General features: G+C 61.2%; 12 protein-coding genes. 9 read left to right on the plus strand and 3 right to left on the minus strand.

Annotated features, from left to right (window positions below; genetic code table 11):
* Positions 1 to 31: 31 nt before the first annotated feature.
* Positions 32 to 1189: an MFS transporter gene (locus tag JFV30_RS26555; RefSeq protein WP_201125560.1), complete on the plus strand. Its 1158-nt coding sequence runs from the start codon at positions 32 to 34 to the stop codon at positions 1187 to 1189.
* 38 nt (positions 1190 to 1227) lie between these two features.
* Positions 1228 to 1644 carry a DUF3010 family protein gene (locus JFV30_RS26560; RefSeq protein ID WP_201125561.1) on the plus strand — a complete coding sequence of 139 codons (417 nt, stop codon included), beginning with the start codon at positions 1228 to 1230 and terminating at the stop codon, positions 1642 to 1644.
* A 138-nt stretch (positions 1645 to 1782) separates the two neighbouring features.
* Here JFV30_RS26560 and JFV30_RS26565 read toward each other — a convergent pair whose 3' ends face one another.
* Entirely contained in the window at positions 1783 to 2727 is a 945-nt protein-coding gene (locus tag JFV30_RS26565; RefSeq protein WP_169386959.1) for a GlxA family transcriptional regulator, read from the minus strand.
* A 193-nt stretch (positions 2728 to 2920) separates the two neighbouring features.
* On the opposite strand from JFV30_RS26565, the gene JFV30_RS26570 reads away from it, so the two are divergent.
* From JFV30_RS26570 to JFV30_RS26595, 6 genes are all read left to right on the plus strand, one after another.
* Positions 2921 to 3865 carry a choline ABC transporter substrate-binding protein gene (locus tag JFV30_RS26570; protein WP_201125562.1) on the plus strand — a complete coding sequence of 315 codons (945 nt, stop codon included), beginning with the start codon at positions 2921 to 2923 and terminating at the stop codon, positions 3863 to 3865.
* A gap of 74 nt (positions 3866 to 3939) precedes the next feature.
* Positions 3940 to 4827, plus strand: a complete 888-nt coding sequence (locus JFV30_RS26575; RefSeq protein ID WP_201125563.1) for a 3-keto-5-aminohexanoate cleavage protein — start codon at positions 3940 to 3942, stop codon at positions 4825 to 4827.
* Positions 4828 to 4884: 57 nt separating this feature from the next.
* Positions 4885 to 5850, plus strand: a complete 966-nt coding sequence (locus tag JFV30_RS26580) for an L-carnitine dehydrogenase (protein ID WP_017476440.1) — start codon at positions 4885 to 4887, stop codon at positions 5848 to 5850.
* Positions 5851 to 5968: 118 nt separating this feature from the next.
* Positions 5969 to 6445, plus strand: coding sequence for a thioesterase family protein (locus JFV30_RS26585; protein WP_201125564.1), 477 nt, complete (start codon positions 5969 to 5971; stop codon positions 6443 to 6445).
* Between the two features lie 9 nt (positions 6446 to 6454).
* Entirely contained in the window at positions 6455 to 7615 is a 1161-nt protein-coding gene (locus JFV30_RS26590) for a gamma-butyrobetaine dioxygenase (RefSeq protein WP_201125565.1), read from the plus strand.
* A 358-nt stretch (positions 7616 to 7973) separates the two neighbouring features.
* Positions 7974 to 8237, plus strand: coding sequence for a hypothetical protein (locus JFV30_RS26595; RefSeq protein ID WP_003216918.1), 264 nt, complete (start codon positions 7974 to 7976; stop codon positions 8235 to 8237).
* 105 nt (positions 8238 to 8342) lie between these two features.
* Here JFV30_RS26595 and gbdR read toward each other — a convergent pair whose 3' ends face one another.
* Entirely contained in the window at positions 8343 to 9446 is a 1104-nt protein-coding gene (gene gbdR / locus JFV30_RS26600) for a choline metabolism transcriptional regulator GbdR (RefSeq protein ID WP_003216915.1), read from the minus strand.
* Between the two features lie 547 nt (positions 9447 to 9993).
* Complete coding sequence (locus JFV30_RS26605; RefSeq protein ID WP_201125566.1) at positions 9994 to 11370, minus strand: L-serine ammonia-lyase; 1377 nt, start codon at positions 11368 to 11370, stop codon at positions 9994 to 9996.
* A 437-nt stretch (positions 11371 to 11807) separates the two neighbouring features.
* On the opposite strand from JFV30_RS26605, the gene JFV30_RS26610 reads away from it, so the two are divergent.
* Entirely contained in the window at positions 11808 to 12755 is a 948-nt protein-coding gene (locus JFV30_RS26610; protein WP_017476446.1) for a choline ABC transporter substrate-binding protein, read from the plus strand.
* The last annotated feature ends 61 nt before the right edge of the window (positions 12756 to 12816 follow it).

The following is a 12816-nucleotide window of genomic DNA, read 5'->3' on the forward strand; positions in this document are numbered from 1 at the left end:
GATCAGCGCCCATTTCTACCAATGCCGCCCCATGAACCCACGCATCTACCTCCTCGCCCTCGCCGCCTTCGTCGCTGGTATCGATGAAAACCTGGTGGGCGGGATTCTGCCGCTGTTGTCCCGGGAACTGGGCGTCACCCTGAGTGCTGCCGGGCAGCTGACGGCGGTGTTTTCCCTGACCTTTGCCCTGTGCGCCGCGCCCCTGCTGTCGCTGACGTCGCGCATTGAACGGCGCTCCCTGCTGATTGCCGCGTTGCTGACCTTTGCGGTGGGCAACCTGGGCTCCGGGCTGGCGGTGAATTACTGGATGCTGCTGGTCTGTCGCATCATCAGCGCGGCCAGTTGTGCGTTGGTGGTGGTGCTGGCGTCGACCCTCTCGGCATCGCTGGTGGACGCCCGCTTGCGTGGGCGGGCGATCGGCATTGTGTTCATGGGCATCAGCGGTTCGCTGGTGCTTGGGATTCCGCTGGGGATTGCCGTAAGCGAGTCGCTCAGTTGGCGTGCGCCGTTCCTGCTGCTGGCACTGCTGGCGGTGGTGATCGCCGCCCTGTTGCGCTTGAGCCTGCCGACGTTTGCCAGCCGCCCGCCCACCTCGTTGCGTGATTACTGCAGGCAACTGGTGATTCCCAAGCTGCTGTTGGCGCAACTGGTGTCGATCTTGCTGTTGACCGGGCATTTTGTGCTGTTCGCCTACCTGGCGCCTTATGTGCAACAGACCATGGGCATCCATGGCGCTTCCTTGAGTTATCTCTATGTGTTCTTCGGCATCGCGGCCATCAGCGGTGGTTATTGCGGCGGCTGGCTGTCGGACCGGCTGGGGTTCAAGCGCGCGCTGGTGTTGATCCCGGCGCTGTTCACCCTAGTCATGGCGTTGCTGCCATGGGCCACCGGTTCGCTGGCGAGTTTCCTGGCGCTGTACGCGTTGTGGATGGCGTTGAGCTGGACCATCTCGCCGGTGGTGCAGAACTATTTGCTGCACACCGCACCCGAATCGGGTGAGGCCAATGTGGGGATCAACACCTCGGCGATGCACCTGGGCGTGGCCTTGGGCGCGGCACTGGGTGGTGTGGTGATCGCCAAGGGCAGCCTGGAAATCACGCCGCTGGTGGGTGCACTGGTGACTGCATTGGCCCTGGGGGCCGCGTGCCTGAGCCTGATGGCCGGAGCGCGCCAACCGGCTCGGGCCTGATACCATTCGGGCCCTCTCCACTTTTCCAAGGCGCCCCCATGACTATCTGCGGCATCGAAATCAAAGGCAGTGAAGCCATCATCGCCGTCGCCTCGCTGGACGGCCAGGCAATGAGCCACGTTGCCCTGGCCACCAAGAAAATAGCCCTTGAAGACGATGATGAGGCGGCCAACGTCAAGGCCTTCGCTGCTCAGGTGAGTGCGTTTGTGCGGGAAAACGCGATCACCCGCATCGCCATCAAGAAGCGCAGCAAGAAAGGCGAATTCGCCGGTGGCCCGACCACGTTCAAGATTGAAGGTGTGTTTCAGTTGCTGGGCGGTGTTGAGGTGACGCTGTTGTCACCGCAAACCATCAACGCGCAGAGCAAGAAACACGACTTTGCCTTGCCGGCGACGCTGAACAAGTATCAGCATGAAGCTTACAAAGCTGCATGCTCGGCACTGGTGAAGAAATAAGCCACACCACACATCCCCTGTGGGAGCGGGCTTGCTCGCGAATGCGGTACATCAGTCGACGCATTCGTCGCCTGATGTACCGCATTCGCGAGCAAGCCTGCTCCCACATTTGATCTGCATTGTTCTCGAGAGCGGTGCTCACACCGCTTCCCGTCGCCGATCCTCCCTCGGGCACTTGGCAAACCTCGCCCGGTAACTGCGGGTGAAATACGACGGCGACTCAAACCCGCAGGCGATGCTCACCTCCAGCACACTCATGTCGCTCTGGCGCAGCAACTGCCGCGCCTTCTCCAGCCGCAAGCCCAGGTAGAAATTGCTCGGCGTGTCGTTCAGGTGCAGCCGAAACAGCCGCTCCAACTGCCGCCGCGTCACCTTGATCGTCTCCGCCAGCGCCAGTGTGCTCAGCGGCGGTTCGGTGTGCTGCTCCATCTCGCCAATCACCTGCACCAGCTTCTTGTTGTTGATGCCGTAGCGCGTGGCGATCTGCATGCGTTGGTGGTCTTTGCGCGGGCGGATGCGGCCGAGCACAAACTGTTCGGACACCTGGATCGCCAACTCCGGCCCATGGGCCTGGCTGATCAGGTCGAGCATCAGGTCGATGGACGCGGTGCCGCCCGCCGAGGTGATGCGCCGGCGATCGATCTCGAACAGCTCCTGGGTCACCGTCAGCTGTGGATAAGATTCCTTGAAGGCGTCGATGGCTTCCCAGTGCAGGGTCAGGCGGTGGCCGTCGAGCAGGCCCGCTTCGGCGAGCACGCAGGCGCCGGTGTCGATGGCGCCCAGGGTCACCCCATCGTGGTCAAGGCGTCGCAGCCAGTGTTCCAGGGCCGGCGTGGCGAACTTCAGTGGTTCGAAGCCGGCCACCACCAACAACGTCGCGCCCTTCTTCAATGGCTCCAGCGCGGCGTCGGCGTTGACCGACATGCCGTTGCTCGCCAGCACCGCGCCGCCGTCGGCGCTCAAGACGTGCCAGCGGTACAGTTCGCCACGAAAGCGATTGGCAACCCGCAGCGGTTCGATCGCGGAGATAAAACCGATGGCGGAGAAACCCGGCATCAGCAGAAAGTAGAAATCCTGGGACATGGAGCGCTCTCGTAGGACGGACAGCGTGGTCACTGTGATACGCCAGTTCAATCGGTCATTCAAGGGGGCAGGTCGCTGCAGTGCAAGAGCTGGTCGCCGCCGTGCGTTTTGTCGCCTCTGAAGCTGCGTAACTTGGCTGCACGGCGCACAAAGACGCCGGAACCCACAATAACAACCTGCCGAGGGAACCACCATGAACCGACTGATCAGCCGCTGCGTGCTCGCACTCAGCGCCAGCGCCATTTTGAGCACCAACGTCATGGCAGCCGATGCGGCTTCTTGCCAGAACGTGCGCATGGGCGTGGTGAACTGGACCGACGTAATCGCCACCAGCGCCATGACCCAAGTGTTGCTCGACGGCCTCGGCTACAAGACCAAACAAACCAGCGCCTCCCAGCAAATCATCTTTGCCGGGATTCGCGACCAGCGCCTGGACCTGTTCCTGGGCTACTGGAACCCGCTGATGACCCAGACCATCACCCCGTTTGTCGACGCCAAGCAGGTCAAGGTGCTCGACAAGCCGTCGCTGGAAGACGCCCGCGCGACCTTGGCGGTGCCAACTTACCTGGCTGACAAGGGCCTGAAAACCTTCGCCGACATCGCCAGGTTTGAAAAGGAACTGGGTGGCAAGATCTACGGCATCGAACCGGGCTCGGGAGCCAACACCCAGATCAAGGCGATGATCGCCAAGAATCAATTTGGCCTCGGCAAATTCCAGCTGGTGGAATCCAGCGAGGCCGGCATGCTCGCCGCCGTCGACCGCGCCGTGCGCCGCAAGGAAGCCGTGGTGTTTTTCGGCTGGGCGCCGCACCCGATGAACGTCAACGTGGCCATGACTTACCTCACCGGCAGCGATGATGCCCTGGGCCCGAACGAAGGCATGGCCACCGTGTGGTCGGTCACTTCGCCGACCTACGCCGAGCAATGCCCCAACGTGCACAAGTTGCTGAGCAACCTGACCTTCACCGCCGCCGACGAGAGCCGAATGATGCAGCCGCTGCTGGATCACAAGGACGCTCTCGAATCGGCCAAGCAATGGCTCAAGGATCACCCGCAAGACCAGCAGCGCTGGCTGGAAGGCGTGACCACCTTTGACGGCAATCCGGCCGCCGCCAACCTGCAATTGACCAGCAAATAACCTTTTCTGAATCACCGTTTCGCAGCCGCTCCCGGCTGCGAACGGCATCACCACGCCTGTAAGGAACCTGCCTCATGAACCACGACGTCATCATCACCTGCGCACTCACCGGTGCTGGCGACACGACCGCCAGAAGCCCCCACGTGCCGGTCACTCCCAAACAAATCGCTGCCGCTGCGGTGGAAGCAGCCAAGGCCGGTGCCACCGTGGTGCATTGCCACGTACGTGACCCCGAAACCGGGAAGTTCAGCCGCGACGTGGCGCTGTACCGCGAAGTGATGGAGCGCATCCGCGAGGCGGACGTCGACATCATCGTCAACCTCACCGCCGGCATGGGTGGCGACCTGGAAATCGGTGGCGGCGAGCACCCCATGGAGTTCGGCCCCAACACCGACCTGGTCGGCCCGTTGACCCGCCTGGCCCATGTGGAAGAACTGTTGCCGGAAATCTGCACCCTCGATTGCGGCACCCTGAACTTCGGCGATGGCGACACCATTTACGTCTCCACCCCGGCCCAGCTGCGGGCGGGCGCCAAGCGTATCCAGGAGCTGGGCGTTAAAGCCGAGCTGGAAATTTTCGACACGGGTCACCTGTGGTTCGCCAAGCAGATGATCAAGGAAGGCTTGCTCGACAACCCGCTGTTCCAGCTGTGCCTGGGCATCCCATGGGGCGCGCCGGCCGACACCACCACCATGAAGGCCATGGTCGACAACCTGCCGGCTGACGCGGTGTGGGCCGGCTTCGGGATTGGGCGCATGCAGATGCCAATGGCGGCGCAAGCGGTGCTGCTGGGCGGCAACGTACGGGTCGGCCTGGAAGACAACCTGTGGTTGGACAAGGGCGTACTGGCCACCAACGGCCAACTGGTGGAACGCGCCAGCGAAATCCTCAGCCGCCTCGGTGCACGGGTCATGACCCCTGCCGAAGGCCGCGTGAAGATGGGCCTGACCAAACGCGGCTAAGGCTCACCACACGACGCCCTGCAGGAACCGAATCACCGAACTCTTTAGGAATTTGCCATGAGCTTTATCACTGAAATCAAAACTTTCGCAGCGCTGGGCAGCGGTGTTATCGGCAGCGGCTGGGTGTCCCGCGCCCTGGCCCACGGCCTGGATGTGGTGGCCTGGGACCCGGCGCCCGGCGCCGAAGCGGCCCTGCGCAAACGTGTCGCCAATGCCTGGGGCGCCCTGGAAAAACAAGGCCTGGCACCCGGCGCATCGCAAGACCGTCTGCGCTTTGTGGCCACAATTGAAGAGTGCGTGAAAGACGCCGACTTCATCCAGGAAAGCGCCCCGGAACGCCTGGAGTTGAAGCTGGAATTGCACAGCAAGATCAGCGCGGCAGCCAAGCCGAATGCGTTGATTGGTTCGAGCACATCGGGGCTGTTGCCGAGTGAGTTTTATGAAGGCTCCACGCACCCGGAACGCTGCGTGGTGGGTCACCCGTTCAACCCGGTTTACCTGTTGCCGCTGGTGGAAGTGGTGGGCGGCAAAAACACTGCACCCGAAGCCATTCAGGCGGCGATCAAGGTGTACGAATCCCTCGGCATGCGCCCTTTGCACGTGCGCAAAGAGGTGCCCGGTTTTATCGCCGATCGTTTGCTGGAAGCCTTGTGGCGTGAGGCGTTGCACCTGGTCAACGACGGGGTGGCAACCACTGGCGAGATCGACGATGCGATTCGCTTTGGCGCCGGTCTGCGCTGGTCATTCATGGGCACATTCCTGACCTATACGCTGGCAGGCGGCGATGCCGGCATGCGGCACTTCATGGCGCAGTTTGGCCCGGCCTTGCAGTTGCCGTGGACCTATTTGCCGGCCCCGGAATTGACCGACAAGTTGATCGACGATGTCGTGGACGGCACCAGCGATCAGTTGGGCAAACACAGCATTTCGGCGCTGGAGCGCTATCGTGATGATTGCCTGCTGGCGGTGCTGGAGGCGGTGAAGACCACCAAGGAAAAACACGGCATGACCTTCGCCGAATAACGGCTGTTGATTTCCTGTGGGAGCTGGCTTGCCTGCGATGGCGGTGGCGAATCTTGCACCGTCATCGCAGGCAAGCCAGCTCCCACATTTGACCGAGTACATACCCGGAACCCATGACATGCCCGCACTCACCACCTACACCACCAAAGTCCTCCCCGAGTGGGTCGACTACAACGGCCACCTGCGCGATGCGTTCTACCTGCTGATCTTCAGCTACGCCACCGATGCGCTGATGGACACCCTGGGCCTGGACAGCGAAAACCGCGAAGCCAGCGGCCACTCGCTGTTCACCCTGGAACTGCACCTCAACTACCTGCACGAAGTGAAGCTGGGCGCCGACGTCGAGGTGCACACCCAGCTCATCGCCCACGACCGCAAGCGCCTGCATCTCTATCACAGCCTGCATCGGGTGGGCGACGAGAAGGAGTTGGCCGGCAACGAGCAAATGCTGCTCCACGTCGACCTCGCCGGCCCGCACTCGGCGCCATTCAGTGACGCGGTGCTGGGCAAACTTGCAAGCATCAGCGCCGAACAAACCGACCTGCCGAAGCCCGCCCTGCTCGGCCGCGTGATTGGACTGCCACCCCAAAAATAAGGAATCGCCATGCAAACCGCCGCCGCTGTTGCCGACTTCCGTACGTACCCGCTGATCAGTGACCTGGCCGATGTGCAGGTGCACGGCGATCACCTCAGTGTGCGATGGGCCGATGGGCGGGTCAGTCCGTTCCATCACCCGTGGCTGCGGGACAACTGCCCGTGCCCTGTTTGCGTCTACAGCGTGACCCGTGAACAAGTGCTGGAAATCGTCGATGTGGACGAAAACCTCACAGCCTTCAGTGCGCGTATCGACCAGGGTTTGCTGACGGTGGAATGGAGCGGCGGGCATCGCAGCCAATACGATCCCGGGTGGTTGCGGGCGCACGCCTATGACGATGAATCCCGCGCGGAGCGCCGGGCGGCCAAACCGAAATCGCGACTGTGGGACCACACGTTCGAGCTGCCCGTATTCGACTACGCGGCGCTGATGGAAGACCCGGACGCCCTGCTGCAATGGCTGCTGGCCCTGCGAGACAGCGGCCTGACCCTAGTGCGCGGCGTGCCCACCGAACCCGGCTCACTGGCGCTGATCGCCAAGCGCATTTCGTTCATCCGCGAGAGTAATTTCGGGGTGCTGTTCAACGTGCAATCCAAGGCCGATGCCGACAGCAACGCCTACACCGCATTCAACCTGCCGCTGCACAGTGATTTGCCGACGCGGGAGCTGCAACCGGGGCTGCAATTCCTGCACTGCCTGGTCAACGACGCCGACGGTGGCGAGAGTATTTTTGTCGATGGTTTTGCCATTGCCCGGGCCTTGCGCGATGAAGACCCCGAAGCCTTTCGCGCGCTGTGCGAGATCCCGGTGGAGTTTCGCAACAAGGACCGTCACAGCGACTATCGCCGGCTGGCGCCGATCATCGCGCTGGATGCCTTGGGAGAGGTCGCCGAGATTCGCATGGCCAACTTTCTGCGCGGGCCGTTTGAAGCGCCAGCCGCGCAGATGCCGTTGCTGTATCGCGCCTATCGCCGGTTTATTGCGATGACCCGGGAAGAGCGTTTTCGGTTGGTCAAACGTCTGAATCCGGGCGAGCTGTGGTGCTTTGATAATCGCCGCACCCTGCATGCGCGCAATGCGTTTGATCCGGCGTCCGGCGCGCGGCATTTCCAGGGCTGCTATATCGATCGGGATGAGTTGTTGTCCCGGATATTGGTGTTGCAAAGGTAGACCGCCATCGCAGGCAAGCCAGCTCCCACATTTTGATTTGTGAATACCTTCAAATGTGGGAGCTGGCTTGCCTGCGATTAGGCCAGTTGCAACCCCACAAATCCCAGCCAAAAAAAGCCCCGATCCAGCCGTGACGGGATCGGGGCAGAGTGCTTTGTGTGAGCGGTGCATCCCGAGGGTGACCAAACCTTCAAGCTGCTTGCTGGGTTCCAGTGTGCACATTCCGCGCGTTTATAAATGGCCCGAAAACGACCTGTTCATAGGTGTCCCGGACATTCGCGCATTCAGGCCTTGCCGACTCGGTGATGGCCTACCAGAATCGAACTCAACCCCCGCTCCCCTAACCAGGATAAACGTCATGATGCACGCGGATTTGATTGACCAGGATGACCTGCTGGGCCAGCTGCGGTCGTTGGGTTTCGAAGTGTCCAGCGGCGCGACCGCCGAGCAGGCTTGTGAATGCGCGGTACGCGGTTTGAGTGCGGCGCGGGCCAAGGCACTCAAGGGTATGGTTGAGCAGATGTACACCGGCAGCGCGACGATTTTGCCGGCGGTGAGGCAAGCGATCGACAAGCAGTTATTGCCGGCGTTGGTGCAGTTCAGGCAGAACTCTGGCGCCTGACAGACCGCTATCGCGGGCAAGCCCGGCTCCCACATTGATCGGTGTTTTGAGCAATAACTCGTTCAAATGTAGGAGCTGGCTTGCCTGCGATGCAGGCGACCCGGTCTAGAGCCTTACACTCGCAAACGTCGACTCATTGCGCGCCTGGCTCAACGCCGACAACGGCCCGGACAACGGTGACAACACCAGCGCCTGCGGAATCGGCATCATCGCAACCTGTTGCGTGGTGTTGGAACCCACGCGCTCATCGCGCGGCGGAATGCCGAAGTATTCGCGATAGCACTTGGAGAAGTGCGGCGTGGAGACAAACCCGCACACCGACGCCACTTCGATGATCGACATCGGCGTTTGCTTGAGCAACTGCCGCGCACGAATCAAGCGCAACTTGAGGTAGTAGCGCGACGGCGAACAGTGCAGGTATTTCTGGAACAACCGCTCCAGCTGACGCCGGGAAACCGCGACGTACACCGCCAGCTCATCGAGGTCGATCGGCTCTTCCAGGTTGGCCTCCATCAGCGCGACGATTTCCTGCAGTTTCGGCTGGTTGGTGCCGAGCATGTGCTTGAGCGGCACACGCTGGTGATCCTGTTCGTTGCGGATGCGCTCGTACACAAACATCTCGGAGATCGCCGCCGACAATTCACGGCCGTGGTCGCGGCTGATCAGGTGCAGCATCATGTCCAACGGCGCGGTGCCGCCCGAACTGGTGAAGCGGTTGCGGTCGAGGGTGAACAGGCGTGTGCTCATCGCCACGCGGGGGAAAGCCTCCTGCATCGACGCCAGGCATTCCCAGTGCACGCTGCAATCAAAACCGTCCAGCAGGCCGGCGCAAGCCAGGGCCCAACTGCCGGTGCACACCGCGCCGAGGCGACGGGACTGGCGCGCCTGGCTTTGCAGCCACGACACATGTTCACGGGTCACGGTGCGCTGGATACCCACGCCGCCGCAGACAATCACAGTGTCCAGGGCCGGGGCTTTGTGCATGGAGGCATCGGGAGTGATTTGCAGACCGTCGCTGGCCCACACCTGGTTTCCGTCGACACTCAACGTCGTCCAGCGATACAGCTCGCGGCCGGAAAGTTGGTTGGCCATGCGCAGCGGTTCGACTGCGGAGGCCAGGGAAATCAGCGTGAAATTGTCCAGCAGCAAAAAGCCGATGGATTGAGGCGCACGGTTCTGGGGTTGAGCCCCTGAGTTGAACGACGTCATCGCGGTATCTCCTCACACAAAGCGGGTGATGGCCTCAGGCGAGGCTCTTGTTATTGCGCTCATCACCTTAAGGAAACTCCTGTGGCGAGAGGCTTTGTATTGATAGAGCAAATGCCATGCCTAAAGTTGAATGCACATTCAATAACTCCTGAAAACGACCTCATGACGTGTCTATATAAGCCCGCGCATGGAGTGGGGGATATGACCCAGAAAAGACGCGAGAGAACGCAGGCTCAAGGTGTGTGAGCAGATCGGTAGCACTTGTGGGAAGGGAGAGAAACGACGTGGGAAAAGTCTGTCACCACAAGCACGGGTGACAGATGGTCATGGAGGGAAATCGTTCGGGAGCTACTTATCTAATTGCGACGCGCTAAAAGGTGGCGCTTTTGGTTCGGGTGTTCACTTTATGAGCAGCATCGTTCTTCTGTGGCGAGGGAGCTTGCTCCCGCTGGAGTGCGAAGCGCTCCCAAGATTTTGGGGCTGCTGCGCAACCCAGCGGGAGCAAGCTCCCTCGCCACAGCAAGCTCCCTCGCCACATAAAGCCGGATCAACACTCGACGGCACTCACCGCCAACCCGCCCCGCGACGTTTCCTTGTACTTGTCATGCATATCCGCCCCGGTATCGCGCATGGTGCGGATCACCCGGTCCAGCGAGATAAAGTGTTGGCCATCACCCCGCAGCGCCATCTGCGCCGCGTTGATCGCCTTCACTGCGGCAATTGCATTGCGCTCGATGCACGGCACCTGCACCAGCCCGCCTACCGGGTCGCAGGTCAGGCCAAGGTTGTGTTCCAGGCCAATCTCCGCCGCGTTGCATAACTGCTCCGGCGTCGCCCCGAGGATCTCCGCCAGCCCCGCCGCCGCCATGGCGCACGCCGAGCCGACTTCACCCTGGCAGCCGACTTCGGCACCCGAGATCGACGCGTTCTTTTTACACAGGATGCCCACTGCCGCAGCGCCGAGGAAATAGTCGACCACGTTGGCCTCGGTCACCTCTTCGCTGAATTTCATAAAGTAGTGCAGCACCGCCGGGATGATCCCCGCCGCGCCATTGGTAGGAGCCGTGACCATGCGCCCGCCGGCGGCGTTTTCTTCATTCACCGCCAGGGCAAACAGGTTGACCCACTCCATCGCGCTCAAGGTTGAGCCGATCACATTCGGCTTGCCCAACTCCTGCAAGCTGCGGTGCAACTTGGCGGCACGCCGCCGTACATTGAGCCCGCCGGGAAGAATGCCTTCGTGCTTGAGGCCCTGCTCCACGCAATCCTGCATGGCGCGCCAAAGCTTCATCAGGCCGCTGCGGATCTCGTCTTCCGAGCGCCAGGTTTTTTCATTCGCCAACATCAGTTCAGCGACCCGCAGGTTGTGGGTCTTGCACAGCTGGAGCAACTCCACCGCGCTGGAAAAGTCATAGGGCAGCTCGGTGCGGTCCATGTCTGCCACACCGCTGGCGGCCTGGGCTGCATCCACTACAAATCCACCGCCTACGGAGTAGTAGGTGTCGCGGTGCAACTCACCGTTATCACCAAACACCACCAGGGTCATGGCATTGGGGTGGAAGGGCAGGTTCTCGTCGATCAGACGCATGTCTCGCGCCCATATGAAAGGCACCGGCAAACGTGCGTCCAGCAGCAGCGTGTTGGTCTCGCGCAGGGTTTCGATGCGGATGCCGATTTGCGACGGATCAATCGCGTCCGGCCACTCGCCCATCAGGCCCATGATCACCGCGTTATCGCTGCCATGCCCGATGCCGGTGGCCGACAAGGAGCCATACAGCTGAACTTCGACGCGCCTCACTTGTTCCAACACATCACGAGCGCGTAGTCCTTGAACGAACAACGCCGCGGCGCGCATGGGGCCGACGGTGTGAGAACTCGAAGGCCCAATGCCGATCTTGAACAGGTCGAAAACGCTGATAGCCATTGCCGTGAAACTCCTCGATGAGCACAGGCCAGGCGTGAAAAAGCGCCTGGTGACGGAGCTGCTACGCTCATGTCGCAATCCGCCGAGATGCGGCCATCATCAAGCTTTTGCTGGTGCTCACGGCGTCTCACACCGACGTACCCATGCTCATCAGCGCCGCTGTTGTGGAAGGCGACGTTTTGGCCGTTTTTTGCGGTGCAGATCGGTAAAAAGTGCAGTTTTGCCGTGGAAAAAATCTGTAAGCGACGTCACCGACACTGGATACGACCATCCCTGTACTGGATACGACGCCCCCTGTAGGCGTCAGATTTTCACTGGTACATGATCAGTCTCGACTCGTTTGCACAGTTGCGTGGCAGAGCTGTGCCGCACGCCCAACCGCAACACCTATAAGCGCGGTGTGATCGCCGCCAGAAAAACACCAGGAGTCCACCCCCATGAAAGGTTCCCCGTCGTTGTTGTTGGCCGCCATGCTGAGTCTGCCAGTCCTGGCTCACGCTGCAGAACCGGCGCAATGCCAGACCGTCAACTTCTCCGATGTCGGCTGGACCGACATCACCGTCACCACCGCCACCACCAGCGAAGTCCTCAAGGGCCTCGGCTACAAACCCCGCACCACGATGATTTCCGTTCCGGTGACCTACAAGTCCCTGGCTGACGGCAAGAACATGGACATCTTCCTCGGCAACTGGATGCCGACCATGGAAAACGACATCAAGCAGTACCGTGATGCCGGCACCGTGGAAACCGTGCGCGCCAACCTGGAAAACGCCAAGTACACCCTGGCCGTACCGGAAGCGCTGTACAACAAGGGCCTGAAAGACTTCGCCGACATCGTCAAATTCAAGGATGAACTGGGCGGCAAGATCTACGGGATCGAGCCGGGCAACGACGGTAACCGCACCATCCAGACCCTCATCGACAAAGACGCCTTCGGCCTGAAAACCGCAGGCTTCAAAGTGGTCGAATCCAGCGAAGCCGGGATGCTCTCGCAGGTGGAACGCGCCACCAAACGCGACCAGGCCATCGTGTTCCTCGGCTGGGAACCGCACCCGATGAACACCCGCTTCAAGATGAAGTACCTGACCGGGGGTGATGATTCATTCGGCCCCAACTACGGCCAGGCCACCATCTACACCAACGTTCGCAAGGGCTACACCCAGGAATGCAGCAACGTGGGTCAGTTGCTGAAAAACCTGTCGTTCACCCTGAACATGGAAAGCACCCTGATGGGTAACGTCCTGGACGACAAGATGAAGCCTGACGCAGCCGCCAAGGCGTGGCTGAAGAAGAACCCGCAAGTGCTCGACACCTGGCTGGCCGGTGTGACCACTGTCGATGGCAAACCAGGACTGGAGGCCGTCAAAGCTTACCTCGCCAAGTAAACCGCTGACCCCGGGCCGGTACGCTGGCCCGGGATGTTTTTCCTCTTCGCATGTGGACATT

The organism is Pseudomonas sp. TH32, assembly GCF_016650855.1.
In the GTDB taxonomy this organism is placed as follows: domain Bacteria; phylum Pseudomonadota; class Gammaproteobacteria; order Pseudomonadales; family Pseudomonadaceae; genus Aquipseudomonas.

What these genes read in the sequence shown, in the direction of transcription:
- JFV30_RS26570 (WP_201125562.1), top strand. Translation starts at nt 2,921, where the DNA reads ATGAACCGACTGATCAGCCGCTGCGTGCTCGCACTCAGCGCCAGCGCC.
- JFV30_RS26565 (WP_169386959.1), bottom strand. Translation starts at nt 2,727, where the DNA reads ATGTCCCAGGATTTCTACTTTCTGCTGATGCCGGGTTTCTCCGCCATC.
- JFV30_RS26555 (WP_201125560.1), top strand. Translation starts at nt 32, where the DNA reads ATGAACCCACGCATCTACCTCCTCGCCCTCGCCGCCTTCGTCGCTGGT.
- JFV30_RS26575 (WP_201125563.1), top strand. Translation starts at nt 3,940, where the DNA reads ATGAACCACGACGTCATCATCACCTGCGCACTCACCGGTGCTGGCGAC.
- JFV30_RS26595 (WP_003216918.1), top strand. Translation starts at nt 7,974, where the DNA reads ATGATGCACGCGGATTTGATTGACCAGGATGACCTGCTGGGCCAGCTG.
- JFV30_RS26580 (WP_017476440.1), top strand. Translation starts at nt 4,885, where the DNA reads ATGAGCTTTATCACTGAAATCAAAACTTTCGCAGCGCTGGGCAGCGGT.
- JFV30_RS26560 (WP_201125561.1), top strand. Translation starts at nt 1,228, where the DNA reads ATGACTATCTGCGGCATCGAAATCAAAGGCAGTGAAGCCATCATCGCC.
- gbdR (WP_003216915.1), bottom strand. Translation starts at nt 9,446, where the DNA reads ATGACGTCGTTCAACTCAGGGGCTCAACCCCAGAACCGTGCGCCTCAA.
- JFV30_RS26590 (WP_201125565.1), top strand. Translation starts at nt 6,455, where the DNA reads ATGCAAACCGCCGCCGCTGTTGCCGACTTCCGTACGTACCCGCTGATC.
- JFV30_RS26585 (WP_201125564.1), top strand. Translation starts at nt 5,969, where the DNA reads ATGCCCGCACTCACCACCTACACCACCAAAGTCCTCCCCGAGTGGGTC.
- JFV30_RS26610 (WP_017476446.1), top strand. Translation starts at nt 11,808, where the DNA reads ATGAAAGGTTCCCCGTCGTTGTTGTTGGCCGCCATGCTGAGTCTGCCA.
- JFV30_RS26605 (WP_201125566.1), bottom strand. Translation starts at nt 11,370, where the DNA reads ATGGCTATCAGCGTTTTCGACCTGTTCAAGATCGGCATTGGGCCTTCG.